Origin of the sequence: Neisseria dentiae, from assembly GCF_024580525.1 — a bacterium.
Lineage (GTDB): Bacteria > Pseudomonadota > Gammaproteobacteria > Burkholderiales > Neisseriaceae > Neisseria > Neisseria dentiae_A.
Genome location: NZ_JANIKQ010000004.1, coordinates 23,852 through 49,651, shown reverse-complemented (window position 1 = coordinate 49,651; position 25,800 = coordinate 23,852). Strand labels below are relative to the sequence as shown.

Sequence of the window (25,800 nt, the reverse complement as noted above, 5' to 3'; positions counted from 1 at the left end):
ACGGCCTGATGGCTTAAATCAATACCCTTCTATCACTGCCCTTCCCGCCCCAGTTTTTTAAACTCCCAAACCGAGCCGTCGGCATGGAAACTCAAATAATACTGTTCGCCCACGGCTTCGATGGTTGCTGTGTGCCAGAAGCGTTTGTGCTCTTTGTCGAGCAGCACATACGAAACAAAATAAGGCTCGGTAACCACGGCGTTCACCGAGCGCGCCTTTTGCGACCACGCCGCCGCCACGGCCGCCGCGTCGGCGAACCTTACCCGCGAGAGCGGAGTGAGTTTTTTCGGAATATCCAAACCTTCGGGCGGAATGCGCAGGGTGTCGGTGTAGCGCCAGCGGCCTTGGTCGTAAACATAGTGGTCGATTTTTTCAGGGCGGACGGGGTCTTGGATATCCGCCTCGATGCGCGGGCGCACACCGTCGAAAAAATCGATATTGTCGAACACGTTAACCGCTTTGCCGCGGAAAGGCGGCAGGTTTTTCAGCGCATCTTGCGCCGCCTGCAAAGCGGCGGCGTCTTCCAGCAGGTTGCCGCGGTAACTTGCCACAGTTTCCGCCGAAGCGGCCGCGGCAGGCGGCGCGGCCGCCATCGCTACGGCTTCGTTGGGGCCGCAGGCGCAAAGCAGCAGCGTGCTTGAACACAAAGCCAACAGCGGCAGTTTGAGACGGGGGTGCATAAAATCGATAGGAAAAATCTGGAAAACCGCATTATATAGCGGATTGGCTGCCCGGGCGCTTTGCAAAACCCGTTTCGGCTTCTAACACATCCGCGTTCTACTCAAAACTTCCGCGACACTCAAAAAACGTTCGTCATACTCGGGCTTGACCCGAGTATCTGCCGTTTCTTGAGGAGCAAAAAAGATACTCGGGTCAAGCCCGAGTATGACGAACCTTGTTTTATTAAATCAACCCGCTATCAAAACCCGACCGTTTCGGCCCAAAAGCATTAGGCCGTCTGAAACATCCGATTATCGTCATCAGCTTCGCAAGTCCGCTGCGTGCACACCTGCCGAAACCCATGACGGCGCGCCGACGTTTCGGTATATTTCGGCCTTAGCGTTATTTTTATGGGGTTGCAATGGAAACTTCCCGTCCTTTAATCCGCGTAGTGGCCGGTGTCGTGCTCGACAGGCAGGGCCGCTATCTGCTCAGTTCGCGCCCCGAAGGCAAGCCTTATGCGGGCTATTGGGAATTTGCGGGCGGCAAGGTCGAAGCGGACGAAAGCGAGTTCGCCGCCTTGCAGCGCGAATTTGAAGAAGAGCTGGGCATTCATATCAAAACCGCAAGGCCGTGGCTGACGAAAATCCACGATTACGAACACGCGCGGGTGCATCTGCGCTTCTGGCGGGTGGAGGCCGACGGTTGGTCGGGCCATATTCAGGCACGCGAGGGGCAGAAATGGTTGTGGCAGCGGGCGGGCGATTTTACCGTGTCGCCCATGCTGCCCGCCAACGGCGATCTGCTGGCCGCTCTTGCCGTGCCGACGCAGCTTGCAGGCCGTCTGAAAACCGGTTTTTACGGCGAAAACGGTATGGGCGGCTACCGCGTGGTGCCGTTTGCGCTGGCCGAACCGCAACACGCCAATGTGTTGATCGGCGAACCCGAACTGCGCGCGCGCGGGAAAATGCCCGCCGCGCAAAGCGTGTGGGTGGTAATCGGCGAAGCCGAACAATGGCCGCTCGTGCAGGATGCCGATGTGGTGGTGTGGCAGGTGCCAAACCGCGAAGCCGCCGAAGCGGTGTGCGCAGTGCTTGAAAACGGCGTGTCGCTGCCTTTGGTGGTGCTGGCTGACGAAAGCACGTTGGCCGTCTATCGCCGCCGCTGGCTCGAAAAAGGCGCCCATGCGGTGATTGCCGACAATGAAACCGAATTTGCCTGAGGCCGTCTAAACATGTTGAAACTAAACCGGAAACAAGCCGTTTTGGCGGGTGTGTCGCTGTTGGCGTTTGCCGCTGTGAAAGTAGCGGCGCTGCTGTGGTGGCAAAGCCGGCAGCCCGAAATCACGCCCGTGCGCGAATCCGCCTGCAACGTGCGCGCGGGCTGCAAGCTGCCCAACGGGGCGGAAGTGAAATTCAGCAGCCGCGTGGCTGCCAACGAGCCGTTCGACATCACTCTGCGCAACGTGCCGCCGCAAACGGCCGAAGTGTTTGTGAGTTTTTCGATGCGCGATATGGACATGGGCTTCAACCGCTACAAGCTGCTGCGCCAGGCCGACGGCTCGTGGGCGGCACCGCAAATCCGCCTGCCCGTGTGCGTGCAGAACCGCCATGACTATCTGGCCGACATCCATATCGGCGGCGAAGTGTTCCAAGTGGGTTTTACGGCGGAATAAATCAAATATGCCGTCTGAAAGCATACGCAGCCCGTGTTTGCTTTTCAGACGGCCCGATTCGCTATACAATGCCCCCAACCCCCTAGAATTAAGGAGCAGCAAAATGATCGGCAAAAAAATATTTGAAGAAGTGTCGGCCAAAGTGAGCGAAACCATCGCCAACAGCCCCGCCAAAGACGTTGAAAAAAACGTAAAGGCTCTGCTCGGCAGCGCGTTTAACCGCATGGATCTGGTTACCCGCGAAGAATTCGACATCCAGCAGCAGGTGCTGATTAAAACCCGCACCAAACTGGCCGAACTCGAAGCGCGCCTGGCCAAACTCGAAGGCGGCACCGCCGAGCCGCAGGAAGCCGCCGAAGTGCCCGAACAAACCGAATAAGGCCGTCTGAAACCGAAGACTGCCAAATGTCGTTAGCCCTTGTTTACAGCCGCGCCTTAAGCGGCATGAACGCGCCGTTGGTGGAGGTGGAAGCCCATCTTGCCAACGGCCTGCCTGCGTTTAATATCGTCGGCCTGCCCGACACCGAAGTCAAAGAAAGCCGCGACCGCGTGCGTGCGGCGATTATCCAGAGCGGCTTTGAATTTCCCGCCAAAAAAATCACCGTCAACCTCGCCCCCGCCGACCTGCCCAAAGAATCCGGCCGCTTCGACCTGCCGATTGCACTCGGCATACTGGCCGCCTCGGGGCAGGTTATGGCCGACAAACTGGCGCAATACGAATTTGCGGGCGAGCTGGCCTTATCGGGCGCGCTGCGCCCCGTGCGGGGAGCGCTGGCGATGGCCTGGCAGGGCATGAAAGCCGGCCGTGCCTTTATCCTGCCGCAACAAAATGCCGCGCAGGCCGCCGTGATGAACGGCATCACGGTTTACGGCGCCGGCAGTTTGGGGCAGGTGGCCGCACACCTGAACGCTATCGAACCGTTGGCGCAAACGCAGGCCGATATGGCGCAAAGGCCGTCTGAAAACCGCAGCCTGCCCGATTTGAAAGACGTAAAAGGCCAGCACACCGCACGCCTGGCTTTGGAAATCGCCGCCGCCGGCGGCCACAGCCTGCTGATGATGGGGCCGCCCGGCACGGGCAAATCCATGCTCGCCCAGCGTCTGCCCTCCATTCTGCCGCCGTTAACCGACGACGAACTCATCGAAGTGTGGACGCTGCGCTCGCTGCTGCCCAACCACAAGCAGGAATTGCACGGCCAACGGCCTTTTCAAAGTCCCCACCACACTTCCAGCCCCGTGGCGGTTGTGGGCGGAAATGCCGGCCCCGGCGAAATTTCATTGGCCCACAACGGCATTTTGTTTTTAGACGAGCTTCCCGAGTTTGACCGCAAGGTGCTGGAAGTGTTGCGCGAACCGCTGGAAACCGGCGAAATCCATATTTCCCGCGCCGCACACAAAGCCGTTTACCCCGCCAAATTCCAATTGGTCGCCGCCATGAACCCCTGCCCCTGCGGCTACCTCGGCCACCCCGCCAAACCCTGCCGCTGCACACCCGAAAGCATCGCCCGCTACCGTGGCAAAATTTCCGGCCCGCTGCTCGACCGCATCGATTTAACCATCGAAGTGCCCGCGCTTTCCGCCGCCGAGCTGATACAGCAGCAGGCCGGCGAGAGCAGCGCCGACGTGTCGGCGCGCGTGCGGGCCGCGCGCGAGCGGCAGTATGCGCGGCAGGGCAAGGTCAATGCGGCCTTAAGCGTAACGGAACTGGACGAAACGGCGATGGTCTCTAAAGAGGCGCACGAAACGCTGGGCGGCCTGCTCGAAAAACTCTCGCTTTCCGCCCGCAGCTACCACCGCATCATGCGGGTGGCGCGCACGCTGGCCGATTTGGGCGGCGACGAAGACGTCAGCCGCGCCCATGTGTTACGCGCGGTAAGTTTTCGTCGGGCTTTGTAAGGTTTTTGCTTAAAGCATAAGTTGTTGCTAAAATGCGCCGCTTGGAAACTGGGGAGCAAAGCAGTTTTCAGACAGCATCACCCAATAAAAAATCAAGGTATCGTAGGTATTTTATGAGCGCGAAAAAACAGTATGGAAAAGGCCTTTCAGGCTTTATGTTGGGCTTGTTGCTGGCAACCGCAGTGATTGCCGGCGTTTTGTTCTTTTTGAACAAAAGCAATAAAGAAGCATTCAAAGAAGAAACGCAGAAAGAGCTGCCCAAACCCGAAATTCTCACGCCGAAAAGCAGCGAGCCTGCCGCATCCGCACCGCCTGCCGCCAGCGCCCCCGTTGATACTGCTTCCGATGTTTTAGGCGGCTTTATCGAAGACCGGCAAACCGCTTCCGAAACGGCAACAACCGCCGCCTCCGACGCTTCCGCAGCCGTGCCGCCCCAAACCGCAGTCAAACCCAAACCCGAGCAGAAACCGGCGGTGAAAAAACCCGAACCCAAACCCGAAGCGAAAAAAGAGCAGCCGAAAAAAGAAGACCAGAAAAAGGCGGCCAAGCCCACGCCTGAGCAGATTTTAGACAGCGGCAGCATCGAAAAAGCGCGTGAAAACGCCCGTGCAGAAGCCGCGAAAAAAGAAACAGCCAAAAAAGAAAGCGCCAAAAAAGCCGATGGCGGCAAGCAGTCCGCCGATGACGAAGGCGGCCGCACCGTGCTGCAAATGGGCTCGTTCAACAACCGCGAAAGCGCCGAAGCCCACCGCGCCAAACTGGCCATGATGGGCGTGTCGTCAAGCGTGGTGGAAGGCGAAGCGAACGGCAAACCCGTTTACCGTGTGCAAAGCGGCCGTATGAGCAGCGATGCCGCCCGCCGCACCCAACAAACCCTCAAACGCAACGGTGTGGACAGCTTCGCCCGTTCCGTGAAATAAGATGTAAAAAGGACCACACATGAAACTGAAAAGCATTTTACTGGCCGCCACGGCAACATTCGGCTTGGCCGCCAACGCCCATGCGGCAACCGAAGGCACCGACTACACCGTTCTGCCCAAGCCGATTCCCCAGCTTCAGGCCGATAAAATCGAAGTGCTCGAATTTTTCGGTTATTTCTGCGTGCACTGCTACCATCTCGACCCGGTGCTGCTGAAACACGCCAAAACTTTCCCCGCCGATACTTATCTGCGCACCGAACACGTTGTTTGGCAGCCCGAAATGCTGGGCTTGGCGCGCGTAGCCGCCGCGGTGAACAGTTCCGGCTTGAAATACCAGGCCAACCCCGAGGTGTTTAAAGCCGTTTACGAACAGAAAATCAATCTGGCCGACACGGCCACATTCAAGCAATGGGCAGAAAGCCAGAAGAGCTTCGACGGCAAGAAACTGATTGCCGCTTACGATTCGTTCGGCAACCCCGCCCAAGCCAAAAAGATGGAAGAGCTGACCAACACCTACCAAATCAGCGGCACGCCCACCGTGATTGTGGGCGGCAAATACCAAGTGAAATTCACGGGCGACTGGAATGCCGGCATGAAAACCATCGACGAGTTGGTAGCCAAAGTACGCAGCGAGCGCGGTATGAAAGCGCCGGCCGCTAAAAAAGCCGCTCCCGCGCTGAAAAGTAAGGGCGCGTCGATTGCCAAGTCTGCCAACAAATAAGCAGCAAGCGGGCAGCCATAGCAAAGAAACCTAATGATGATGCAAAGCGGGCAGCATCGGCGCAACGAGGTTGCGGCCGGCGCGGCGGTTGCGGAATCGTTAGGTTTTCAGGCTATAAAAGGCTGCCTGGAATTTATTTTTACCAGGCCGTCTGAAAGCTGCCCGGCCGTCTGAAAGAACCTCCCTGATTTATGGATATCCTGTTATTGTTCAAAGCCCTGATTCTGGGCATTATCGAAGGCCTGACCGAATTTCTGCCGATTTCCAGCACCGGCCACCTGATTGTGGTGGGCGATTTGATCAACTTCAAAAGCAACGGCAAAGTGTTTGAAATCGCCATCCAGCTCGGTGCGGTGCTGGCGGTTATCTTCGAATACCGCCACCGTTTCACCCATGTGGTTACCCATATAGGCCGCGACAAGCAGGTGAACCGTTTCGTTGTCAACCTGGCCGTGGCCTTTATCCCCGCCGCCGTGGTCGGCCTGATTTTCAGCAAGCAAATCAAACTTTATCTGTTTAACCCGATTACCGTGGCTGCGGCCTTGGTTATCGGCGGCTTTATCATTTTGTGGATTGAACGCCGCCAAAGCCGCATTCCGCCGAAAGTAACCAGCGTGGACGATATGCGTATGCGCGATGCGCTGGTGGTGGGTATCGCTCAAATCTGCGCGCTGGTGCCCGGCACTTCGCGCTCGGGCAGCACCATTATGGGCGGTATGTTGTGGGGACTGGAGCGCAAGGTCGCCACCGAATTTTCATTTTTTCTGGCCGTGCCGGTGATGATTGCCGCCACCACTTACGACGTGTTGAAACACTTTCATCTGTTTTCCGCGCAAGACATCGGCCTGATTGCGGTGGGTTTCGTTTCCGCCTTCGCCGCCGGCCTCTTGGCGGTGAAAGCCCTGTTGAAATTCGTTGCCACCAAAAACTATGTGCCGTTTGCCTACTACCGCATTATTTTCGGCGGTTTGATCCTGATCACTTGGTGGATGGGCTGGGTAAACTGGACGGAAATGTAGCCGTTTTTCCCGAAAACGATTGATTGCGTCAAACCCGCCACAAAGGCCGTCTGAAAATATTTTCAGACGGCCTTTGCAGTATATAGTCAAGCAACTTAAGAAAAAGTATATACATCATATTCAGGCTTGGCCCAAGCATGACGACGGCGTTTGCCCCCCGCCCGCTTCAATCCAACACAAACAACTCGCCGCCGTGCTGTTTCAACCACTTTTTGGCGGCCTCTGTGTGCGGCGTATGGCGGTTGACCATTTCCCAAAAACGCGGGCTGTGGTTGGGATGCGGGATATGGCAGAGTTCGTGTATGCACACATAATCCGCCACAAAATCAGGGGCGCCGATAAGACGCCAGTTGAGACGGATGCCGGTGCGGCTGCGGCACACGCCCCAAAAGGTTTTGGCATTGCTCAGGGCGGTTGCGGCAGGGGTCAGCCGCATTGCGGCGGCGTGTTGCGCCAGACGCGGCAGCAGGGTTTCGGCGGCGCGCCCGGCAAGGTAGCGGCGCAACAGGGTTTTCTGCCGGCTCCACGGTGCGTCGGGCAGCAGGATTTGCGGCGATTGGTGCCGGATATGCGTCTGCGCGTGGGTATGCAGGGTATGCCGCTCGCCGCGATACCAAATGCGTTCGGGCATGGTTTCGGGCGCGGGTTGCGGGGCGCGGCTAAGGGTTTGCAGCAGCAACGGTTCGTTGCCCGCCAGCCAGGCCTGCAACTGCCTGCCGCTCAGATAGGGCGGCACGTTGATGCGGACGGTGTCGGCCGAATGCGGCCGCAGAATAATATTCTTCTTGGCACTGCGTTTCAGTTCGATGCGGACGACGAGGCCGTCTGAAAGAGTGTGGGTAAGCTGCATTTGAATATAGTCGAGGCGGGTTTCAGACGGCCTTAGGGGCTGCAAACGGCTCTCTGCCGCCGATTCTTGGCTGCTGCGCTTCAATCCAGCTTTCGCATTGCGCCATTACTTCTTCGGGTGTGCCGCTGTTGTAGGCGACGGGTTTGCCGATAACCACAGTGATTTCGCCCGGGTATTTCCAAAACGAGTTTTTCGGCCAGAATTCGCCGCTGTTGAGCGCCACCGGCAGCAAGTCCATTTCAAACATCTGCGCCATGCGCGCGCCGCCGAGTTTGTATTTGCCGCGCGAACCCGGCGGCAGGCGGGTGCCTTCGGGGAAGATGGTAATCCAGAAACCTTCTTTTTTGCGCGCCAAACCCTGCTCCATCAGCTGGCGGTTGGCTTGGGTGCGGTTGCTGCGGTCTATGCCTATGGTGTTAGCCAGTTTCAAACCCCAGCCGAAAAACGGGATTTTAAACAGCTCTCTTTTGGCCACGAAAACATGCAGGGGGAAAATTTCTTGAAACGCCAAAGTTTCCCAGCCCGATTGGTGTTTGCTGCAAATAATCGACGGCCGCGCGGGGATGTTTTCGCGGCCTTCCACGCGGTATGTGAGGCCGACGATGTTCTTCAGCAGCCACACCAACACCAGCGCCCAGGCGCGGCCGACGTAATTGGCGCCCTTGGGTATCAGGGCGGAGGGCAATATCAGGATAAACATCGGCGGGGTAATCAGCACCAGCACCAGCCAGTAGATAAGGTTGCGGATATAAAGCATTCGGGGTTCCTGTGGATTGCGGGTGTTTTTCAGACGGCCTGTGCGGATTTTACAAAGGTTTCCGCCGGCATCGGCCAAACGTCAGGTTTCTTTGGCTTCTCCGACGGCCTTCTCCTGCGTAACGTATTGCGAAAACGCCAGCAGGTTGTCGAATATCTGCGTATTGGCCGGCAGGTTGTCGCCCTCACTTTCCAGCGTTTTTTTGCCTTTGCCGGTGAGCACCAGCGCGGGCTTGCCGCCTGCCGCATCGATGGCCTGCAAATCGCGCAGGCTGTCGCCCACCAGCCAGGTGTCGGCGGCTTCGGCGTTGAAGCGCTCGATAATGTCGGTAATCATGCCGGGCTTGGGTTTGCGGCAGCCGCAGTTATCGGCGGCGGTGTGCGGACAGAACCAGATACCGTCGATTTTGCCGCCGGCCTGCTGCACCAGCCGGTGCATTTTGGCGTGCATTTCGGTGAGGGTTTCCACGGTGAAATAGTTGCGGCCTATGCCGGATTGGTTGGTGGCCACGGCCAAGGTGTAGCCCGCCTCGGTGAGAAAGGCAACGGCATCCATGCTGCCCTCTATCGGCACCCATTCGTCGGCGGACTTTACAAAATCGTCGCGGTCGTGGTTAATCACGCCGTCGCGGTCGAGAATAATCAGTTTCATGTATTTTCCTTTTCAGACGGCCTGCAACATGGCGTCCAACCCGGCGATATGGTGCGCTACATCGGGGTTGTAGGTTAAGGCTTGCAGCGGCTCGGCGATTTTATGGCCGCCGGCCTGCTTGAGGGCAACCGCCTGCCGCACGGCTTCGGCCAGAGTTTCGGGGTTTTCGCGGGAAAAGAAAAAACCGGCGCCGCCGTTCATCACTTCGGTGCAGGCCATATTGTCCGACAAAACCACGCGGGTGCCGCTCAACACCGATTCTACGCCCACCAGGCCGAACGGCTCGTAGAGCGATGCCATAACGGTGTAGTCGGCGGCGCGGTAAAGGGCGGGCATATCGTCGCAAAAACCCAGCTCCACCGTGTTTTTCATCGGGCGCGGCAGCGGCGAGCCTGCAACGGCGAGCTTAACCGGCAAATCGGTGTGCTCGAAAAACGCGGCCAGCAAATCCAAACCTTTGCGCGTATGGCCGGTGGACGGAAACAGGAAAACGGTTTCGCCGTCTCGGAAACCGTAGCGGCGGCGTGTTTCGGCGGCAGCAGCGTCATCAGGGCGGAAGCGCTCGGTGTCGGCAGGCGGATAAACCACGCGGATTTTGGCCGGATCGATGCCGTAAAGCTCCACCAGTTCGCGCTGCATCAGTGCCGAGTGTGCCATGATGGAGCGGGCGGTGGCGTAATTGCTGCGGTTGCGGCAAACGGTTAATTTGTCGATCGGGTTGGCGGTTTTGCCCATGCTGCGCAGATAGCCCAGATGCGTGCCGCCGCAAACGAATACGGCGGCATGGTCGCTGGGGTTGCAGGCTATCAGCTGCTCTTCGGGGCGGCGGTGCGGCTGCAATTGGGCGGAAAAGAAAAACGGCCTGAGTTTTTTGGGCACCAGTCTCTGTTTGACCAAATAAGGTTCGATGCGGGCGTATTCGGGCAAGGCGGCGTCGAATTGCGCCGCATAAACGCGCACGCTGCGGCCGCTGCCGGTGAGATGGCGCACCAGGTCGAAAGTGTAGCTTTCCATGCCGCCGCCGCGGCGGAAGCAGTTGATGCTGATGGCTAAGGGTTTGGCGGACATAGTGTTCTTTCAGACGGCCTAACGTTTGCTGCGCAGGCTGGCGTCCCACGCTTCGAAAGCGGATTGGAACACGGCTTCCAAAGCGGCGCGGTTTTCGGCGTTGTCGGCAACATGGTAAAAGCTGTCGAGCGCGGGGGTGTTCATGGTGCGCACATAGTCTTCCATAAACGCACCGTAGCCGTCTTCTTCGTCGTCGTAATAAAAGTCGGTAAAACGTTGGCCGAAATCGTTGAAATCGTCGCGCGTGAGTGCGCCGTCCATATGGCGGCGCAAAAATTCGGCGCCGCTGATGCCGCCTTCGAGCATGGCGGCGAAATCGGCGGCGGTTTCGGGCGCACTCTGCCAAACGGGGTTGGTCAGGCTCTGCGATGCCGCCCACGCCCAATACATGCCGATATGGGTGGCCGCGTTTTCCGGCGGCAGGCCGGCGGGGTAGTTTTCGTCGGTGTGGAATTGCACGTGGTCATACATGGTTTCTGCCCTCTTTCAAACGGCCTTCTCTGCCGGAAAGCATTTGTCTGCACAAAACAGGCCGTCTGAAAACCTACCGGCTGCTGCCGTGCGGATGTTCAGACGGCCTGAATGCGTGGTTAAGCAGGTGCGCTCAGCGCTCTGCCGACTGCCTGCGGTTGAATTCTTCCAATGTTTCCAAACCGCGCAGAAAGCGCGACAGCTCGCTTAACGCGCCCGCATATACATCCCGTTTGAAATCGATTACCTCGTCTATCGGCGCCCAATATTGGTGCCAGCGCCAGCCGTCGAACTCGGGGTGGCTGGTGGCGCGCAGGTGCACGTCGCTTTCGCGGCCGATAAGGCGCAACAGATACCAAATCTGCTTTTGGCCGCGGTAAGAGCCGCGCCATTCGCGGCGCACCCAGTGCGAAGGCACGTCGTAGCGCAGCCAGTCGCGCGTGCGGCCTAAAATCTTTACATGGTGCGGCAGCAGGCCCACTTCTTCCAAAAGTTCGCGGTACATCGCCGTTTCGGGGCTTTCGCCCGGTTTGATGCCGCCTTGCGGAAACTGCCACGAATGTTCGCGCACGCGCTTGCCCCAGAAAACCTCGTTGCGGTCGTTGGTTAAGATAATACCGACGTTGGGGCGATATCCTTCACGGTCGAGCATCGTTCGCCCTTTGCATAAAATTCAATCGGGCGATTTTCCCATAAATGCAGGGGTTTTGACAAATCCGCCACGGTGCGCGCGGCGGCTACGGCACCGTGTGAAAAAAATTTTTGTTTATGATGAAACGCCTATCTGAAAACGTGTTAAAAAACGTTGGTTTTTACGCGCTAAGGTCTTGCATCTGAAAGGCTTTTGCCGTTTAATCCGCACTACGCCGGCCAGCCGGCGCCTGCTGTATGCGGCAAGGTGCCGTTTACATATTTCTCTATTTTTTTGTACCACGCAAACGGTACGTTTTTTTGAAGGATAAAAAGATGAAAAAAACTTTATTGTTTTCTGCGCTGGCAAGCCTGTTTCTGGCCGCCTGCGGCGGATCGGGCGGCTCCGGCACCCAACAGGCAGGCGACACACCGGCAAGCGGCGCGCAGCAAACTTCCGCCGAAGGCACGGCCAACCTCAACATCTACAACTGGTCCGACTATGTCGATCCCGCCACCATTACTGAATTTGAAAAAGCCAACGGCGTGAAAGTGCGCTACGACTATTACGACAGCAACGAAACACTCGAAGCCAAAGTGTTAACCGGCAGATCGGGTTACGATTTGGTCGCCCCCTCTATTGCCAACGTGGGCCGCCAGATTAAAGCCGGCGCCTATCAGGAAATCGACAAAAACCTGATTCCCAACTATGCCAATCTCGATCCCGACCTGATGGCGATGATGGATAAAGTCGATCCCGGCAACAAATACGCCGTACCCTACTTCTGGGGCATCAACACGCTGGCCATCAACAAAGACCAAGTGAAAAAAGCGCTCGGCACCGACCAGTTGCCCGCCAACGAATGGGATTTGGTGTTCAACCCCGAATATACCGCCAAACTGAAATCGTGCGGCATCAGCTTCTTCGACAGCCCCACCGAGCAGATTCCGCTGGCGCTGAACTATCTGGGCAAAGACCCGAACAGCGAAAACGCCGACGACTTGAAAGCCGCAATCGAGCTGATGAAAAAAGTGCGCCCCGATGTTAAACGCTTCAGCTCTTCCGGCTATATCGACGATATGGCGGCCGGCAACCTGTGCGTATCCGTAGGCTACGGCGGCGACCTCAACATTGCCAAAAACCGCGCCAAAGACGCGAAAAACGGTGTGAACATCGAAGTGCTCACCCCGAAAACCGGCGTAGGCATCTGGATCGATTCGTTTATGATCCCGAAAGACGCGCAAAACGTTGTTAACGCCCACAAATACATCAACTACACGCTCGACCCGAAAGTGGCGGCGCAAAACGGCAACTTCGTTACCTACGCACCCGCCAGCAAACCGGCGCGCGAACTGATGGAAAAACAATATTCCGACGACAACTCCATCTTCCCCAGCGAAGAAGTGAAAGCCAAGAGTTTCGTGGTGCTGCCCAAATCGGCCGATGCCGTCAAACTGAGCGTACGCCTGTGGCAGGGCTTGAAAGCCAACAAATAATAAGCACGAAGGCGGGAAACTTTGCCAACCCGCTTGAAGCATGGAAATATTTTGTTTTCAATCATACTCGGGCCCGGCCCGAGTATTTTTGTTCCAACGGCAATCACAAATACCGTCATATCCGCCTATGCGGGAATGACGGTATTTAAGCATTTCAGACGGCCTGCGCTCTCCCGCCGTTTTCCGTAATAATCCGATTCATATCCAAACAAATATTTTTCACGCAAACACCGCACATTCCCGCTTGATTTAAAAACATCATGCCGCATAATCTAGGGCATACCGAAAACCAAAAGGCCGCACCATGTTAAGCAGCAAACAACGCAAAAAACTGAGTTTTGAATTTTTCCCCACCCGCACCCCCGAAGGCCGCGCCAAACAAGTGATTACGCGCAAGCAGCTAAGCCAGTTCGACCCCGAATTCTTTTCCTGTACTTCCGGCGCGGGTGGCTCCACCAAAGAAGGCACCATGCAGGCGATTCAAGATATCTTGAGCGAAGGCGTGGCCGCCGCCCCCCACCTGCCCTGCGTGGGTATGCAGCCGCAGGAAATCATCAACCTGCTCAACGAATACAAATCCCTCGGCGTGCGCCACATCGTCGCCCTGCGCGGCGACATCCCCTCCGGCATGGGCGTGGGGCTGGGCGGCCTGCGTTACGCCAACGAACTGGTCTCGCTGATTAAAACCGAGTTCGGCAGCGACTTCCACATCGAAGTGGCAGCCTACCCCGAATACCACCCGCAGGCGCGCAGCGCGGAAGACGATTTGAACAACTTCGTGCGCAAAGCCAAAGCCGGCGCCGATTCGGCCATCACCCAATATTTTTACAACGCCGACGCCTATTTCCGCTTCGTGGACGACGTGCACGGGCGCGGCGTGGACATCCCGATTATCCCCGGCATCATGCCGATTGCCAGCTTTTCCAAACTGGCGCGTTTTTCCGACACCTGCGGCGCCGAAATCCCCCGCTGGCTGCGGCTGAAGCTGCAATCGTATGCCGACGACACCGCTTCCATCAAAGCGCTGGCGCTCGACGTGGTAACCGATATGTGCGAACGCCTGCTGCGCGAAGGCGCGCCCAGCCTGCATTTCTACACCCTCAACCAAGCCGGTTTAGTGTCGACGATCTGCCAGCGTTTGGGTTACTGATGCGCGCCGACGGCAAGCCACGCCGGCCGTAAATCCGTTAAAATACCGCCTTTTACTTTTCAGACGGCCTGATGATTATGTTGGTATTGGGAATAGAATCTTCGTGCGACGAAACCGGCGTTGCGCTTTATGACACCGAACGCGGCCTGCTTGCACACCGCCTGCACACGCAGATGGCGATGCACGCCGAATACGGCGGCGTGGTGCCCGAGCTGGCCAGCCGCGACCATATCCGCCGCCTGGTGCCGCTCACCCAAAGCTGCTTGCAGGAAGCGGGCGCAGGCTACGCCGATATCGACGCGGTGGCGTTCACGCAGGGGCCCGGCTTGGGCGGCGCGCTGCTGGCCGGCTCGGGCTACGCCAACGCGCTGGCGTTTGCGCTCGGCAAGCCCGTAGTGCCGGTGCACCATCTCGAAGGCCACCTGCTCTCGCCGCTTCTGGCCGACGACAAACCCGCCTTTCCGTTTGTGGCGCTGCTGGTTTCCGGCGGGCATACGCAGTTTATGGCAGTTCGTGGCATCGGCGACTACACGCTCTTGGGCGAAAGTGTTGACGATGCGGCGGGCGAAGCGTTCGACAAAACCGCCAAACTGCTCGGCCTGCCTTATCCGGGCGGCGCCAAACTGTCGCAACTGGCCAAACTCGGCTCGCCCGATGCGTTTGAATTTCCGCGCCCTATGCTACATTCGCCCGACTTGCAGATGAGTTTTTCCGGCCTGAAAACCGCCGTGTTAACCGCCGTGCAGAAAGTGCGGGCGGAAAACGGCGGCGAAATCCCCGAACAAACCCGCAACGACATCTGCCGCGCGTTTCAAGACGCAGTAGTGGACGTGCTGGCGGCCAAGTCGCAAAAAGCCCTGCTCGACACAGGTTTCCGCACGCTGGTGGTGGCCGGCGGCGTGGGCGCCAACTGGAAGCTGCGCGAAACCCTGTCGGCACTCACCGTGCAGCCACCGCACGCCAAAGGCCGCGCCAAACCGCCCGCCGAAGCGGTGAACGTGTATTTTCCGCCGATGGAATACTGCACCGACAACGGCGCCATGATTGCCTTTGCCGGCGCCATGCGCCTGCAAAACGCGCAGGCGGCGGGCGGCTTCGATGTGAAACCGCGCTGGCCGCTGGCGGAGATTGTGAAAAGCTGAAATATCTGCCTTATACTCGGGCTTAGCCCGAGTATGACGTAAATGTTTTGCAATACCGAAATGGATTTATAAACACAGGCCGTCTGAAAGTTTTCAGACGGCCTGTGTTTATGCAAATACCGATATATCGAAACCGTTTCCGCAATTATTCTTTCCGCAATGCTTTGGGCAGCACAAACACAATACTCTCTTCCGCACCCTCGCCTTCGCGCACGGTTTCGTGCCCCCAGCTCTGAATCGTGGCAATCACTTCTTTCACCAGCACTTCGGGAGCAGATGCGCCGGCGGTTACGCCCACGCTGTTTTTGCCCTCGAACCATTCGCGTTTCAAGCCGCCTGCATTGTCCACCATATAGGCATCAACGCCGCGCAGGGCGGCCACTTCGCGCAGGCGGTTGCTGTTGGAAGAGTTGGGCGAGCCGACCACGATCACAATGTCGCATTGTGCCGCCAGCTCTTTCACGGCTTCTTGGCGGTTGGTGGTGGCGTAGCAGATGTCTTCCTTATGCGGGCCGCGGATATGCGGAAAGCGTGCTTGCAGGGCTTCGATGATGTCGCGGGTTTCGTCCACCGACAAGGTGGTTTGGCTCACATGGGCGAGCTTTTCGGTGTCGCGCACTTCGAGCTTGGCCACGTCTTCCACGGTTTCCACCAGCAGCATGCTGCCTTCGGAAAGCTGCCCCATCGTGCCTTCCACTTCGGGGTGGCCGGCATGGCCGATCATAATAATCTGGTAGCCCTGCGCATCGAGGCGGGCCACTTCTTTGTGTACTTTGGTAACCAGCGGGCAGGTGGCGTCAAACACCTGAAAGCCACGCTCGGCCGCTTCTTCCTGCACGGCTTTGGATACGCCGTGGGCGGAATAAATCAGCGTGGCGCCTGCGGGCACGTCGGCCAAATCTTCGATAAAAACCGCGCCTTTTTCGCGCAGGTTATCGACCACGAATTTGTTGTGCACAACTTCGTGGCGCACGTAAACCGGCGCACCGAATTCTTCGAGGGCACGCTCGACGATGCTGATGGCGCGGTCGACACCGGCGCAAAAACCGCGCGGGTTGGCTAAAAGTATGGTTTTCTCGGTCATGATGTGTACTTTGTCGGATAAATGATTTTCAGACGGCCTCAGCTTCGCCGCCTGCCGCTTTTTCTTTTTTGTGCTTGAAGCCGTCGATTACCAGCAAAACGGCGCCGACGCAGATAAAGCTGTCGGCAACATTAAACGCGGGATAAAACCAGTTTTGCCAGTAAAACAGCAGAAAATCCACCACATGGCCGTGAATCAGGCGGTCGATAACATTGCCGAAAGCGCCGCCGATTACCATGGCTGCGCCCCACTTCCCCCATGCGCCGAAGTCGTCTTTCACAATCGCGCGGGCAAGATAAAAACTGATCACCGCAGCCAGTGCGAGAAAGAAGTATTTCTGCCAGCCGCCCGCATCGGCCAGAAAGCTGAATGCCGCGCCGGTATTGTAAACCAGCGTTAAATCGAAAAAATCGGGAATCACGTTCAAACGCTCGGCAAACGCAAAGTTTTTCAGCACCGCGGTTTTGGTGATTTGGTCGAGCACGATGGCGGCGGCAATCAAAAGCCAATATTTGGTTTTGGAAGGTTTTTGGGCTGTCATGTGTGTTGTCGGCTAAAAACAAAGGCTGCATTTTACCTGAATCGCACCTTATCGGGTTTAATTTGCATAAGGAAACAGTTGGCATGGTCAATCCGCTTACTTCGGCACAAGGCAGCAAGCCGCAGGCAGTACAGATAGTGCGAAACCGATTCTGTTGCCGCTTCAGCGGCTTACAAAATCGTTCTCTTTGAGCTAAGGCGCAGCAACGCCGTAACGGAGTAGGCAGGCGGACTGACCATTAAGCATTGTTAAAACACGCGCGGCGATTATCTTTCAGACGGCCTTTCGGTATAATCCGAAACCGTCTGTAAAGCCGAGACTTTGCCAATACCTTAAGGCCGTCTGAAACACACACCAGGAACTGCGATGAGCGCCGCCCCCGAAGCCAAATACACCGAAGAAACCGTTTTATGGGTTGAACACCACACGCCCAAGCTGATGACGTTTGCCATCACCCGCCCCGAAAGCTACCGCTTCTCGGCCGGGCAGTTTTCACGGCTGGGTTTCCGCGACGGCGCCGGTTTTATCTGGCGCGCCTATTCGGTGATGTCTGCCGAATATGCCGACACGCTCGAATATTTTGCCGTGCTGATCGAAAACGGCCCGATGTCGGCCAAACTCGCCGTGCTGCAAAGCGGCGACACCGTGCTGCTCGACAAAACCGCCACCGGCTTTCTGCTGCCCGAACGCTTCCCCGACGGCAAAGATTTGGTGATGCTCTGCACCGGCTCGGGTATCGCGCCGTTTTTGTCGATATTGGAACAGCCCGAAATCTGGCAGCGTTTCGACAGCTTGGTGCTGGCGCACTCCGTTTCCTATGCCGGCGAGCTGATTTTCAACCGCCGCATCGCCGATTTGCAAAACCACCCGCTGGTGGGCGAATATTTCCGCAAACTCACCTTCCTGCCCGTGCTCACCCGCGGGCAGGCGGCGGGCGCGCTAAACAAACGCCTGCCCGAGCTGCTGAAAAACGGCGAACTGGCCGCCGCCGCAGGCAAGCCGTTCACTCCGCAGAACACGCGCTTTATGATCTGCGGCAACCCCGCGATGGTAAAAGACACGTTCCAAGCCCTGCTCGATATGGGTTTCGCCATGCACCGCAACCGCGTGCCGGGGCAGATTATGATGGAAAACGGGTTTTAACCCCCGCTTCACTTGACACCCAACGCAAAGGCCGTCTGAAAGATTTTGATGCTTTCAGACGGCCTGAGACTTTTGTACAAATACGTTTTAATCCTGAATTTATTTATGTTTCGTCATACTCGGGCTTGACCCGAGTATCTGTTATTCCTTTTGAAACAAAAAGATGCTCGGGCCAAGCCCGAGCATGACGCAAACTGATTTGTTATAAAGGTTTCAGGTTAAAACTTATAGTTTACGGCCAAGCGGAAATCGCGGCCTATGCCCGGCAGGGTTTCGCCCCTCTGGCTGTGCGGATAATAAAACTTGTTGAACACGTTATTGATTGCGAAGTTCACGTTCAAAGTGTCTTTACCCAGCGGCTTCCAGTTGGCAAAAATATCATTCACGTTGTAGCTCTTACGCTCGACCTGGCTGGCATTGCCATTTTGGTCGCGCACCAAAACGGAACCCGAAGCCTTCTGCACGGTGCGGTTTTGCCAGCCTATTTCCAGATTGGGCTTGTTAAAGCGGTAGGCCAGCGACGCGGTCCACGTGCGCCCCACTTGAACGGCAAACTCGGGGTTGGCGCTTAACAGTTTTTCGGGGTGCGTGTCGTAAATACGCGGCTTGCTGTGCGCCACGCCCGCCCTGACAATCAGCCCGCCGGTACGGTAAGACGCGCCCAATTCGTAACCCCGGTTTTTAATATAGCCGGCATTGGTGGTTTCACGAATGCCTGCAATGGCGTTGCCGGACGCATCATGGCGGTCCTGCGGGTTGGCGATGGCATCCTTGATGGTTTGCCAGAAATAGCTGCCGTTGGCGGCAAACGTGCCGTTATTGTAGTTAAAGCCGATTTCGGTGTTGCGTGCACGCTCGGCCTTGGTGCCGTCGGCAATGGAAACAATTCCGCGCCGGCCGTGGCTGAGCAATGCATCATAAAGGCGCGGGCTGCGGGTGGCGTAGTTGTGGACGGCGCTGAAGCTGAGCGTGTCGAGCGGCTGCCAAATCAAACCGAAACTCGGGTTGAGCCGGCCGTCTGAAACCGATTTGCCGTCGTGGGTTTTGATGTCGAAATAATCGTAGCGCAAGCCTGCGGTAAGGGTGAAATCGCCGATGTCGTTAATCGCTTCCACATACACGCCCGAATCGGTTTTTTTCGGATTGGTTAAATTGTAGCTTCTAACCAAGGCTTGGGCGGCTGCATTATTAGGGTTGCTGTATTGGCCGTTAAGAAACGCATGCGGCTCGATTTCTTGATGGCGGTAGTTGACGCCGTATTTCAATGTCGTGCGCCCGCCGATGCGGCTGTCCAAACCCAAGTTGGCGCCTTTGGTTTCAATAACGGTGGTGGTCGGCCCGGGAACCATACCTGCGTAACCGTTGTTGGAATCATCGGCAGAATAGCGCTTGTTTTTCATTAAATATGCGTTGGCTTCCAATTTATCGATAAAGCCCAAGTCTGTTGCCGTCCACTCCAAATTGGTGTTGGAAAGTGTGGTTTCGCGGTAAGTCGGGCTGTTCGATGCGATACTGCCGTTATCTCTTCTCGTTGTTTCCCAGCCGAATTCCTCCCGCACAAAACGCTCGCCCCTGTGTTGGTCCTGCATATGGCTCAATACAATGCGGTGGTTGTTAAAGTTCGCACCGAGTTTGGCCAAATAACTGCGTTTGTCCAAACCGCTTTTCAGCACGGTGTTGCCGCCGTATTGGTTGGCATAGCCCTTGCCCGCCTTATAATCGTCTTCATCGGTGCGGCTGTAAGACAGCAAACCGTCGAAATTGCCGGCTTTACCGAATACGCTGGTGCCGTATGAATGGCCCGTGTTGCTGGAATAGCCGGCATTCACGCGCACGCCCCAGTCTTTATCCAAACCCTTGAGCAGGTCTGCCGCATCAACCGTTTTGGTAACAATCGCGCCGTTGGTGGCGCCGATGCCCGCGCTGGCCGAACCCGCACCCTTCTGCACCGATACCACTTTCACCAACGCCGGGTCGATAATGAAACGGCCTTGGTGATACAGAATCTGGCTGTCGGAATAAGCATTGTCCACTTTGATGTCAACAGAGTTCTGCCCCATTCCGCGAATCGTTAAAAACTGCGAAGTGCCGTTGCCGCCGCCGAAATCAACGGCCGGCTCTTCTTGCAGCAGACCGCGCAAATCGGTTGCGGTGCTTTCGTCTTTTTCTTGCAGCGTAACCACATTGGTTTTGACCTTGGCACCTTGGCGGTCGCCTTTGACCACCACGTTGTCCAACGCCACGCTCTGCACTTCCGTTTCCGCCCATACAGGCGCGATGAACACATTACCGATTAACACGGCCAGCATCGTTTTTTTCATTTTTCACCTCGTTTACGCACTTAAAATAAATTAATTAAGAATTAGTATTATTTACATTTTTATATAGTATTGCAGGAATAATTTTATGTCAATAAAAAATTCGGCTCGGCTTTCGCCGAACCGAGTTTTGTTTTTTTATATTCAAATACAGTTACTTAAAATAAAATATACCATAAAACTATTTTTATGGTAATTATTTATCATAATTGGACTTAATCCGATTATGGCGTGCATATCTTTCTTAAATTGATTCACAATAGCAAAAATAAAGCAGCGGTTTTATCGTTTAAAAACCGCTACCCGTATGGCCTGCCGGCAAACACGAAAATTTCCAGCCGGCCGCCCCTCCCTATTCCCGCTCCTGCCAGTTTTTAATATTTTTTCTGATAAACTTCAACTGCTTGCGGTATCGGCGGCAATGCGGGCAAATTGCCAGATGCACCCACACCGAAAGGCGTTCGCGCGGAGTGAGTGTGCGGTCTTGGCTTTGCGAAAGCAATACGCAGGCTTCTTTGCATTTCAACATATTTCCTCCTTATTTCCCTGCGCCTTCTTCTTCGGCCGAGTCGAACCAGCAGTGTTGCAGGCACCGGCGCAGGCCGTTGCGGGCGCGGTGCAAAATAACGTAGCAGTTATCTTTGCTGATGGCAAATTCGCGGCAGATTTCTTCCACATCCCAGCCCATCACTTCGCGCAAATAGAAAATGCGGGCGGTATCCTGCGGCAGGCTCTGCATGCAGTTTTCGAGCGCGCGGAAAAAATCCTGCCGGGCAACGGCTTCTTCGGGGGCGGGCTGCCAGTTTTGCGGGCTGTCGGCAAGCTGCCAATGGCCGTTTTCGTCGAAACAGTAGTCGTAGTGGCGTTCGATGGCGTCGTTTTCTTCTTGCAGGCTCTCAAGGCTGACGGTGTATTTGTGGCTGCGGAAGTAATCGGCGATTTTGTTTTTGAGTATGCTCAACACCCAGGTTTTCAGCCCGGCATCGCCGCGGAACTGGCTGTGTTTGGCGATGGCAGCAACCAGCGTATCTTGCACGATGTCTTCGGCCAAATAGTCATCGCGCAGTTGGATTTTGGCAAAGCGCAGCACATCTTGGTGAATGGCGGCCAGTTTTTGCGTGAATGCTTCCATAATTTATTCCGCCGTGAGTAAAACGCCGGCTTCCACCCAGCCGCCTACAGCCGTTTTCAAACGGCCTTCGATGTCCTGCCCCGGCAGCAGGCTTTGCAGGCTTTCGAGCAGGCGGGCGAAGGTGTCGTTTTGGCTTTGAAAATGTTGCAGTAAAAACAAATCGGTATCTTCCACAATGCGGTAATACACTTCGTTGCGGCGGTTGCGCCAGCTTAAAACGTGACACGCGCCAGCGTTTATCTGCGCCAAACCGCTGCTGACGAAATCGCAGGGATATTGTTGCAGGCGGGCGGCAGGCGCCCATGATAACACGCTGTGTTCGTGCCAGCGGCCGTCTGAATCGGGTTGTCGGGCGGTTTCTGCGTGCAGCAGCGCGGTTTCGAAATCCATCATCGCCAGAATATTTTCAGACGGCCTGTCGTGTTCGGGCAGGCGGTTGAGATAGGCGAGAAATTGCGCGGGAATATCGTTGAAAAACGGCGATTCGGGGCGCGCTTCGATCAGAAAGCGGTTCTGCCAGCCCTGCCATTGCGTGGGGTCAAGCATGAGGCTGCTGTCGCTGAAACAGAGGTCGAGAAAGCTTTTCAAATTGTTGCGCACCAGGCGGGTGTACACGACCAGGCGCTCGGGGGCGATGCCGGCAGGCGCGGGCAGTGCGGGGTTGCGCACATGGTCGGCCAGCTCGGCCTGCGCGCGGGCGGAGGGGCTGGGGTTATGCGGCTGCATGGCGTTCCTTTTCTGCTTGTTGTTGGATGGCGGCGATGCGGGCGACTTCGGCTTCCAGCTCGGCAAACGGCGGGAAGTTGCTGTCGCGCTCCAGCAAGGTGGGCACGCTGTGCGGCAGGCGGCGGCAGGCATAGGCAAACAAATCCCACACGTCATCGCACACGGGCTGGCCGTGGGTGTCGATGAGCAGGTTTTCGGTTTCTTCGTCGTGGCCGGCCATGTGCATATAGCTGACGCGCGCCAAATCGGTGCGGTCGATGTAGTCGCGCGGGGCGACGATGCCGTGGTTGACGGCGTTAACGTAGATATTGTTGATGTCCAGATGGATGTCGCAGTCGGCCTCGCGCACCACGGCGTTGAGAAACTCGGCTTCGTCCATCTCGGCAATCGGGTTGTGGGCGTAATATGAAGTGTTTTCCACGGCGATGCGCATTTCAAGAATATCCTGCACCGCCCGGATGCGCGCGGCGGTGTGGCGCACCGACTCTTCGGTAAACGGCAGCGGCAGCAGGTCGTAAATATGGCCGTGGTGGCTGCAATAGCTCAAATGCTCCGAAAAAAAGCCGATGCGGTATTGCCGCAAAAATGCTTTGATTTGTTTGAGAAAATCAAGCTGCAACGGGTCTTGCCCGCCCAGCGACAGCGACAGGCCGTGGCAGGCAACGGGAAAGCGTTCGGCCACTTCATCAAACTGCTTGCGTGCCGCGCCGCCCATTCTCAACCAGTTTTCGGGGGCGATTTCAATGAAACGGATCGGGCTGTTGTTGCGGTCAAGCTGCAAGAAATCGGCAGCCATGCTGCGTTTGTAGCCCAAACCGGCGCCGTGCAAGGTATTCATTCCATCTCCTTTATCATACTGTTCCAACCATACGGGGCGAAAAGGCCGTCTGAAAACGGCAAACCTTTTCAGACGGCCTCAAGCGCTTATTTGCTACCGCACTTGCCTTCGCCGCATTTACCTTCGGCGGCTTTGGCGGGTTTCTTTTTTGCCGAAGCCCCACACTTGCCTTCGCCGCACTTGCCTTCGCCCGCTTTACCGGCAGATTTCTTGCCGGCCGACGCGCCGCATTTGCCCTCGCCGCAAGCGCCTTCCTGCGCTTTTTTAACAGCGGTTTTCACGGTTTTGGCTGCGGCGGGCTGTTTGGTTTCCGCCATTGCCTGTCCGCCCAACAATGCCAGCGCACCGGCCAATGCAATCAGGGAAGAAGATTTTTTCATGATGTTTCCTTTTAAAAAGTATTGAAAATTAACAAGTATTGAAAATGAAGTTGAACACATGAGGCCGTCTGAAAATGCCTGGCAGCCTTTTCAAACCGGCATCACATTATTTGCTGCCGCACTTGCCTTCGCCGCATTTGCCTTCGGCAGCCTTGCCCGCTTGGGAAGCTGCGCCGCATTTGCCCTCGCCGCACTTACCTTCGGCAGCCTTGCCCGCTTGGGAAGCCGCGCCGCATTTGCCTTCGCCGCACTTGCCCTCGCCCGCTTTCTGCTGCACCGACACTTCCGGCGAAGAAGATTGCGCAGGCTCGACCTGGCAGCCCGCCAAAACCAGTGCGCCGGCCAATGCCATCAAAGTAGAAGTGGTTTTCATATTTCTTTTTTCCTTTCAAACATATAGAGGGGATAAAACCAATAAAGAATAAAATCTCTGCCGGATAAAACGGCACTTAACCGTTTCAGACGGCCTTATTGCGCCGGCCGAAAAGCAGATAGTCCAGCGAAAAACGGCCCATGCCCTGCAAAACCAACGGCAGCAGCGCTACCAGATAAATCAGCGCCATTTTGTAGCCGTTGTCGCACACGTTATAGCCGTTGCCGCTGTGCACCGCCGCCCATGCCACCGCCGTTAGCGCCATCAGCATCAGCGCTCCGGCGCGCCCGAACAGGCCGAACAGCAGCAACAACGGTGCCACCAACTCGATGCCCGTTGCCGCCGTCCAGTTGAATCCGGCGGAAAACAAATTGAACGGAAACGGAAACGCGCTTTGAATATCGGCAAACCAGTTTTGGCCGTTCCATTTTTCGATACCCGCTTCCCAGAATTCATAAGCGGCAAACAAGCGCAAACCCAAAAGCGCGGCATCTTTGCCCCATGTGTCTGAAAAGCGGCTCAAACAAGCTGTGCGGTTCATGATGGTTCCTGAAAAATTATTTATGCCCGAGTAGACGGCGCAGGCGGCGGCTTCTTACATTGCACCGCCGTTTTCGCCGATATTTTTTAATAAGATTTTGAAAAATATAAAAACAAAAAGCCGTCTGAAAGTTTTCAGACGGCCTTGGCCAAGCCAACCGTGTTCAATCAAGCCCGATACCATTTCACATCTTTCCGCTGCCGCGCATACAGCCACGCCAAAATCAGCGGCGGAATCACATAACCGACGGTTACCAGAAAACCGTGAATCAGATGCGCCCACGGTTCGGGCAAGGTAGCAACGTGTTTCATCGGCGACAACCACGGCGACATATTCGCGGCGGTAAAACTCAAAAACAGCACCTGCCAAGTCAGGCTGACGCCCTGCGCTTTGGATTTCACCCACGCATAGGCCAGCAGCACCGCCATAAACGCCACTTCGATACCCCAAGACCATTCGCCGTATTTCGCCCACCAGCCCCAGCCGAATTTGATATCGGAATAAGGATAAAGCGCCAAATCGGCATTGTGCACCGGCACGTCGGCCAGCCAATGCAGCATCGAGCAGAGAAAGGCAAACCACGCGATTTTGCCGCTTTTGTAAAACGCCTTGCATATCCACGCAAACAGCGCCGACCACACCGCCGCCATCAACAGCGAATGATCCCAATCGATAAACACCAAATCGAAATACAGATACGGCAGCGTGTTCAAATTGCCGCGCACGGTGTCGGCGCCGCCGACAATCATCAGGCCGTTAACAATATCAATCACCCCCGCGCCGATAAACAGCGGCAAGGCGGGCACGTCGGGTTTATGGGCTTTCAGCGCCGCGGCAACGGCGAAATGGCCGAAATACATCTTAATGTTCCTTTACTAAACAGTTTTATCAATGCCGCGGATTCTAGGTATTTTCAGGCAGCCTGCAAACCGTCAAAAATACTTTATCGTTTGGAAAAACATACATTCTAAGCATTTTGTTTGCTTATCCGAACAAAAATAGCAAAAATAAGGCTTTTCCGATTGTTTCCGAAACCATGACCGACTATACCGACCCGCGCATCATCAAAACCCACCGCGCCATCCGCAACGCGCTGATTGATGTGTTGCAGCACAAACCGTTCAAAGACATCGCCGTGCAGGATATTCTCGATGCCGCATTGGTGAACCGCTCCACTTTTTATAAATACTACTCGGGCAAAAGCAGCCTGGCGGCGGCCATGATTGCCGAAATCCGCGAACAATATGCACAAGGCGTGGCCGAGCGTTTTGCTACCGAGCATTTGGGGCCGTTTTTAAATGAAACTATGCCGCAACTATACCAACACCGCCGCGAAGTACTGGCCTTGTGGCAGGTGGAAACCAAACGTCTGCACCTCTACCGCGACATGCAGGAAATCCTGCAAAACGCCTTTGTCCGCCACGCCGAAACCCACCGACCCGAACAAAAACCCGAAGCGCGCCGCTATCAGGCCGCCATGTATGCCGCGCTGGCGATGGCGAACACGCGCTATTGGCTGGAGCAGGAAAAACAGCCCGAAGTGGACGAAACTTTCGGGCTGTTGCGGGAGTTATTTGAATGGCTCAACGTGAAATGAGACAGCGATGAAACGCTTGG

30 protein-coding genes are annotated in these 25,800 nt (G+C 56.2%); 12 read left to right on the top strand and 18 right to left on the bottom strand.

Annotation, left to right across the window (positions count from 1 at the left end; genetic code table 11):
• Nucleotides 1–32: 32 nt before the first annotated feature.
• A complete protein-coding gene (locus tag NQ012_RS03860; RefSeq protein WP_257066278.1) occupies nucleotides 33–680 on the bottom strand; it encodes a hypothetical protein in 648 nt (215 codons plus the stop codon).
• Nucleotides 681–1,081: 401 nt separating this feature from the next.
• Here NQ012_RS03860 and NQ012_RS03855 point away from each other — a divergent pair, with 401 nt between their 5' ends.
• The 7 genes from NQ012_RS03855 (at nucleotide 1,082) to NQ012_RS03825 (ending at nucleotide 6,891) form a co-directional block, all read left to right on the top strand.
• Nucleotides 1,082–1,882 (top strand): NUDIX domain-containing protein, encoded by an 801-nt coding sequence (locus NQ012_RS03855; RefSeq protein WP_257066276.1) that lies wholly within the window; start codon nucleotides 1,082–1,084, stop codon nucleotides 1,880–1,882.
• A gap of 15 nt (nucleotides 1,883–1,897) precedes the next feature.
• Nucleotides 1,898–2,335 (top strand): hypothetical protein, encoded by a 438-nt coding sequence (locus NQ012_RS03850; RefSeq protein WP_257066383.1) that lies wholly within the window; start codon nucleotides 1,898–1,900, stop codon nucleotides 2,333–2,335.
• A gap of 103 nt (nucleotides 2,336–2,438) precedes the next feature.
• Nucleotides 2,439–2,714, top strand: coding sequence for an accessory factor UbiK family protein (locus tag NQ012_RS03845; protein WP_085365081.1), 276 nt, complete (start codon nucleotides 2,439–2,441; stop codon nucleotides 2,712–2,714).
• Nucleotides 2,715–2,740: 26 nt separating this feature from the next.
• Entirely contained in the window at nucleotides 2,741–4,231 is a 1,491-nt protein-coding gene (locus tag NQ012_RS03840) for a YifB family Mg chelatase-like AAA ATPase (RefSeq protein WP_257066275.1), read from the top strand.
• A gap of 113 nt (nucleotides 4,232–4,344) precedes the next feature.
• The gene (locus NQ012_RS03835) at nucleotides 4,345–5,151 is read left to right on the top strand and encodes an SPOR domain-containing protein (protein ID WP_257066273.1); all 807 of its coding nucleotides are present in this window, start codon (nucleotides 4,345–4,347) and stop codon (nucleotides 5,149–5,151) included.
• A 19-nt stretch (nucleotides 5,152–5,170) separates the two neighbouring features.
• The gene (locus NQ012_RS03830; RefSeq protein WP_257066271.1) at nucleotides 5,171–5,872 is read left to right on the top strand and encodes a thiol:disulfide interchange protein DsbA/DsbL; all 702 of its coding nucleotides are present in this window, start codon (nucleotides 5,171–5,173) and stop codon (nucleotides 5,870–5,872) included.
• Nucleotides 5,873–6,063: 191 nt separating this feature from the next.
• A complete protein-coding gene (locus NQ012_RS03825; RefSeq protein ID WP_257066269.1) occupies nucleotides 6,064–6,891 on the top strand; it encodes an undecaprenyl-diphosphate phosphatase in 828 nt (275 codons plus the stop codon).
• A gap of 166 nt (nucleotides 6,892–7,057) precedes the next feature.
• On the opposite strand, the gene NQ012_RS03820 is transcribed toward NQ012_RS03825, so the two are convergent.
• The 6 genes from NQ012_RS03820 to NQ012_RS03795 all read right to left on the bottom strand — a co-directional run bounded on the left by NQ012_RS03820 (nucleotide 7,058) and on the right by NQ012_RS03795 (nucleotide 11,340).
• On the bottom strand, nucleotides 7,058–7,741 hold the full coding sequence (locus NQ012_RS03820) for a M48 family metallopeptidase (RefSeq protein ID WP_257066382.1): 684 nt from the start codon (nucleotides 7,739–7,741) through the stop codon (nucleotides 7,058–7,060).
• A gap of 22 nt (nucleotides 7,742–7,763) precedes the next feature.
• The gene (locus tag NQ012_RS03815) at nucleotides 7,764–8,498 is read right to left on the bottom strand and encodes a lysophospholipid acyltransferase family protein (protein ID WP_257066267.1); all 735 of its coding nucleotides are present in this window, start codon (nucleotides 8,496–8,498) and stop codon (nucleotides 7,764–7,766) included.
• A gap of 81 nt (nucleotides 8,499–8,579) precedes the next feature.
• A complete protein-coding gene (gene gmhB / locus NQ012_RS03810; RefSeq protein ID WP_257066265.1) occupies nucleotides 8,580–9,149 on the bottom strand; it encodes a D-glycero-beta-D-manno-heptose 1,7-bisphosphate 7-phosphatase in 570 nt (189 codons plus the stop codon).
• A gap of 12 nt (nucleotides 9,150–9,161) precedes the next feature.
• Nucleotides 9,162–10,217: a glycosyltransferase gene (locus NQ012_RS03805; protein WP_257066263.1), complete on the bottom strand. Its 1,056-nt coding sequence runs from the start codon at nucleotides 10,215–10,217 to the stop codon at nucleotides 9,162–9,164.
• Nucleotides 10,218–10,235: 18 nt separating this feature from the next.
• Entirely contained in the window at nucleotides 10,236–10,688 is a 453-nt protein-coding gene (locus NQ012_RS03800) for a DUF7832 domain-containing protein (protein ID WP_257066262.1), read from the bottom strand.
• Nucleotides 10,689–10,821: 133 nt separating this feature from the next.
• Nucleotides 10,822–11,340 (bottom strand): RNA pyrophosphohydrolase, encoded by a 519-nt coding sequence (locus tag NQ012_RS03795; protein WP_085365091.1) that lies wholly within the window; start codon nucleotides 11,338–11,340, stop codon nucleotides 10,822–10,824.
• 314 nt (nucleotides 11,341–11,654) lie between these two features.
• On the opposite strand from NQ012_RS03795, the gene NQ012_RS03790 reads away from it, so the two are divergent.
• The 3 genes from NQ012_RS03790 to tsaD all read left to right on the top strand — a co-directional run bounded on the left by NQ012_RS03790 (nucleotide 11,655) and on the right by tsaD (nucleotide 15,107).
• Nucleotides 11,655–12,815 carry a polyamine ABC transporter substrate-binding protein gene (locus NQ012_RS03790; protein WP_085365092.1) on the top strand — a complete coding sequence of 387 codons (1,161 nt, stop codon included), beginning with the start codon at nucleotides 11,655–11,657 and terminating at the stop codon, nucleotides 12,813–12,815.
• A gap of 304 nt (nucleotides 12,816–13,119) precedes the next feature.
• On the top strand, nucleotides 13,120–13,965 hold the full coding sequence (metF, locus tag NQ012_RS03785; RefSeq protein WP_257066259.1) for a methylenetetrahydrofolate reductase [NAD(P)H]: 846 nt from the start codon (nucleotides 13,120–13,122) through the stop codon (nucleotides 13,963–13,965).
• Between the two features lie 77 nt (nucleotides 13,966–14,042).
• Nucleotides 14,043–15,107 carry a tRNA (adenosine(37)-N6)-threonylcarbamoyltransferase complex transferase subunit TsaD gene (gene tsaD / locus NQ012_RS03780; protein WP_257066381.1) on the top strand — a complete coding sequence of 355 codons (1,065 nt, stop codon included), beginning with the start codon at nucleotides 14,043–14,045 and terminating at the stop codon, nucleotides 15,105–15,107.
• A gap of 145 nt (nucleotides 15,108–15,252) precedes the next feature.
• Here tsaD and ispH read toward each other — a convergent pair whose 3' ends face one another.
• Entirely contained in the window at nucleotides 15,253–16,191 is a 939-nt protein-coding gene (ispH, locus tag NQ012_RS03775; protein WP_257066257.1) for a 4-hydroxy-3-methylbut-2-enyl diphosphate reductase, read from the bottom strand.
• Nucleotides 16,192–16,219: 28 nt separating this feature from the next.
• Nucleotides 16,220–16,732 (bottom strand): signal peptidase II, encoded by a 513-nt coding sequence (gene lspA, locus NQ012_RS03770; RefSeq protein ID WP_257066255.1) that lies wholly within the window; start codon nucleotides 16,730–16,732, stop codon nucleotides 16,220–16,222.
• Between the two features lie 366 nt (nucleotides 16,733–17,098).
• On the opposite strand from lspA, the gene NQ012_RS03765 reads away from it, so the two are divergent.
• Complete coding sequence (locus NQ012_RS03765) at nucleotides 17,099–17,875, top strand: ferredoxin--NADP reductase (protein ID WP_257066253.1); 777 nt, start codon at nucleotides 17,099–17,101, stop codon at nucleotides 17,873–17,875.
• Nucleotides 17,876–18,093: 218 nt separating this feature from the next.
• Here NQ012_RS03765 and NQ012_RS03760 read toward each other — a convergent pair whose 3' ends face one another.
• The 9 genes from NQ012_RS03760 to NQ012_RS03720 all read right to left on the bottom strand — a co-directional run bounded on the left by NQ012_RS03760 (nucleotide 18,094) and on the right by NQ012_RS03720 (nucleotide 25,043).
• Nucleotides 18,094–20,196 (bottom strand): TonB-dependent siderophore receptor, encoded by a 2,103-nt coding sequence (locus tag NQ012_RS03760; protein WP_306440792.1) that lies wholly within the window; start codon nucleotides 20,194–20,196, stop codon nucleotides 18,094–18,096.
• Between the two features lie 349 nt (nucleotides 20,197–20,545).
• Nucleotides 20,546–20,722 carry a zf-HC2 domain-containing protein gene (locus NQ012_RS03755; RefSeq protein WP_085365099.1) on the bottom strand — a complete coding sequence of 59 codons (177 nt, stop codon included), beginning with the start codon at nucleotides 20,720–20,722 and terminating at the stop codon, nucleotides 20,546–20,548.
• Between the two features lie 9 nt (nucleotides 20,723–20,731).
• On the bottom strand, nucleotides 20,732–21,325 hold the full coding sequence (locus NQ012_RS03750) for a sigma-70 family RNA polymerase sigma factor (RefSeq protein ID WP_257066251.1): 594 nt from the start codon (nucleotides 21,323–21,325) through the stop codon (nucleotides 20,732–20,734).
• Nucleotides 21,326–21,328: 3 nt separating this feature from the next.
• On the bottom strand, nucleotides 21,329–22,051 hold the full coding sequence (locus tag NQ012_RS03745; protein ID WP_257066250.1) for an HvfC family RiPP maturation protein: 723 nt from the start codon (nucleotides 22,049–22,051) through the stop codon (nucleotides 21,329–21,331).
• On the bottom strand, nucleotides 22,038–22,889 hold the full coding sequence (locus NQ012_RS03740; RefSeq protein ID WP_257066249.1) for an HvfB family MNIO-type RiPP peptide maturase: 852 nt from the start codon (nucleotides 22,887–22,889) through the stop codon (nucleotides 22,038–22,040). The genes NQ012_RS03745 and NQ012_RS03740 overlap by 14 nt, the downstream gene beginning before the upstream one ends.
• 86 nt (nucleotides 22,890–22,975) lie before the next feature.
• Nucleotides 22,976–23,269, bottom strand: a complete 294-nt coding sequence (locus NQ012_RS03735) for an HvfA family oxazolone/thioamide-modified RiPP metallophore (protein ID WP_257066247.1) — start codon at nucleotides 23,267–23,269, stop codon at nucleotides 22,976–22,978.
• A gap of 106 nt (nucleotides 23,270–23,375) precedes the next feature.
• Nucleotides 23,376–23,642: an HvfA family oxazolone/thioamide-modified RiPP metallophore gene (locus NQ012_RS03730; RefSeq protein ID WP_257066246.1), complete on the bottom strand. Its 267-nt coding sequence runs from the start codon at nucleotides 23,640–23,642 to the stop codon at nucleotides 23,376–23,378.
• Nucleotides 23,643–23,727: 85 nt separating this feature from the next.
• Entirely contained in the window at nucleotides 23,728–24,183 is a 456-nt protein-coding gene (locus NQ012_RS03725) for an HvfX family Cu-binding RiPP maturation protein (RefSeq protein WP_257066244.1), read from the bottom strand.
• 167 nt (nucleotides 24,184–24,350) lie between these two features.
• Nucleotides 24,351–25,043 (bottom strand): metal-dependent hydrolase, encoded by a 693-nt coding sequence (locus NQ012_RS03720; RefSeq protein WP_257066243.1) that lies wholly within the window; start codon nucleotides 25,041–25,043, stop codon nucleotides 24,351–24,353.
• A 176-nt stretch (nucleotides 25,044–25,219) separates the two neighbouring features.
• Here NQ012_RS03720 and NQ012_RS03715 point away from each other — a divergent pair, with 176 nt between their 5' ends.
• Complete coding sequence (locus NQ012_RS03715) at nucleotides 25,220–25,780, top strand: TetR/AcrR family transcriptional regulator (RefSeq protein ID WP_257066242.1); 561 nt, start codon at nucleotides 25,220–25,222, stop codon at nucleotides 25,778–25,780.
• Nucleotides 25,781–25,800 lie beyond the last annotated feature (20 nt).

Bases quoted from the DNA above. Each gene is read 5' to 3' on its own strand.
- NQ012_RS03860 (WP_257066278.1), bottom strand. From the start codon at position 680: ATGCACCCCCGTCTCAAACTGCCGCTGTTGGCTTTGTGTTCAAGCACG.
- NQ012_RS03855 (WP_257066276.1), top strand. From the start codon at position 1,082: ATGGAAACTTCCCGTCCTTTAATCCGCGTAGTGGCCGGTGTCGTGCTC.
- NQ012_RS03845 (WP_085365081.1), top strand. From the start codon at position 2,439: ATGATCGGCAAAAAAATATTTGAAGAAGTGTCGGCCAAAGTGAGCGAA.
- NQ012_RS03840 (WP_257066275.1), top strand. From the start codon at position 2,741: ATGTCGTTAGCCCTTGTTTACAGCCGCGCCTTAAGCGGCATGAACGCG.
- NQ012_RS03835 (WP_257066273.1), top strand. From the start codon at position 4,345: ATGAGCGCGAAAAAACAGTATGGAAAAGGCCTTTCAGGCTTTATGTTG.
- NQ012_RS03830 (WP_257066271.1), top strand. From the start codon at position 5,171: ATGAAACTGAAAAGCATTTTACTGGCCGCCACGGCAACATTCGGCTTG.
- NQ012_RS03825 (WP_257066269.1), top strand. From the start codon at position 6,064: ATGGATATCCTGTTATTGTTCAAAGCCCTGATTCTGGGCATTATCGAA.
- NQ012_RS03820 (WP_257066382.1), bottom strand. From the start codon at position 7,741: ATGCAGCTTACCCACACTCTTTCAGACGGCCTCGTCGTCCGCATCGAA.
- NQ012_RS03815 (WP_257066267.1), bottom strand. From the start codon at position 8,498: ATGCTTTATATCCGCAACCTTATCTACTGGCTGGTGCTGGTGCTGATT.
- gmhB (WP_257066265.1), bottom strand. From the start codon at position 9,149: ATGAAACTGATTATTCTCGACCGCGACGGCGTGATTAACCACGACCGC.
- NQ012_RS03805 (WP_257066263.1), bottom strand. From the start codon at position 10,217: ATGTCCGCCAAACCCTTAGCCATCAGCATCAACTGCTTCCGCCGCGGC.
- NQ012_RS03800 (WP_257066262.1), bottom strand. From the start codon at position 10,688: ATGTATGACCACGTGCAATTCCACACCGACGAAAACTACCCCGCCGGC.
- NQ012_RS03795 (WP_085365091.1), bottom strand. From the start codon at position 11,340: ATGCTCGACCGTGAAGGATATCGCCCCAACGTCGGTATTATCTTAACC.
- NQ012_RS03790 (WP_085365092.1), top strand. From the start codon at position 11,655: ATGAAAAAAACTTTATTGTTTTCTGCGCTGGCAAGCCTGTTTCTGGCC.
- metF (WP_257066259.1), top strand. From the start codon at position 13,120: ATGTTAAGCAGCAAACAACGCAAAAAACTGAGTTTTGAATTTTTCCCC.
- tsaD (WP_257066381.1), top strand. From the start codon at position 14,043: ATGTTGGTATTGGGAATAGAATCTTCGTGCGACGAAACCGGCGTTGCG.
- ispH (WP_257066257.1), bottom strand. From the start codon at position 16,191: ATGACCGAGAAAACCATACTTTTAGCCAACCCGCGCGGTTTTTGCGCC.
- lspA (WP_257066255.1), bottom strand. From the start codon at position 16,732: ATGACAGCCCAAAAACCTTCCAAAACCAAATATTGGCTTTTGATTGCC.
- NQ012_RS03765 (WP_257066253.1), top strand. From the start codon at position 17,099: ATGAGCGCCGCCCCCGAAGCCAAATACACCGAAGAAACCGTTTTATGG.
- NQ012_RS03760 (WP_306440792.1), bottom strand. From the start codon at position 20,196: ATGAAAAAAACGATGCTGGCCGTGTTAATCGGTAATGTGTTCATCGCG.
- NQ012_RS03755 (WP_085365099.1), bottom strand. From the start codon at position 20,722: ATGTTGAAATGCAAAGAAGCCTGCGTATTGCTTTCGCAAAGCCAAGAC.
- NQ012_RS03750 (WP_257066251.1), bottom strand. From the start codon at position 21,325: ATGGAAGCATTCACGCAAAAACTGGCCGCCATTCACCAAGATGTGCTG.
- NQ012_RS03745 (WP_257066250.1), bottom strand. From the start codon at position 22,051: ATGCAGCCGCATAACCCCAGCCCCTCCGCCCGCGCGCAGGCCGAGCTG.
- NQ012_RS03740 (WP_257066249.1), bottom strand. From the start codon at position 22,889: ATGAATACCTTGCACGGCGCCGGTTTGGGCTACAAACGCAGCATGGCT.
- NQ012_RS03735 (WP_257066247.1), bottom strand. From the start codon at position 23,269: ATGAAAAAATCTTCTTCCCTGATTGCATTGGCCGGTGCGCTGGCATTG.
- NQ012_RS03730 (WP_257066246.1), bottom strand. From the start codon at position 23,642: ATGAAAACCACTTCTACTTTGATGGCATTGGCCGGCGCACTGGTTTTG.
- NQ012_RS03725 (WP_257066244.1), bottom strand. From the start codon at position 24,183: ATGAACCGCACAGCTTGTTTGAGCCGCTTTTCAGACACATGGGGCAAA.
- NQ012_RS03720 (WP_257066243.1), bottom strand. From the start codon at position 25,043: ATGTATTTCGGCCATTTCGCCGTTGCCGCGGCGCTGAAAGCCCATAAA.
- NQ012_RS03715 (WP_257066242.1), top strand. From the start codon at position 25,220: ATGACCGACTATACCGACCCGCGCATCATCAAAACCCACCGCGCCATC.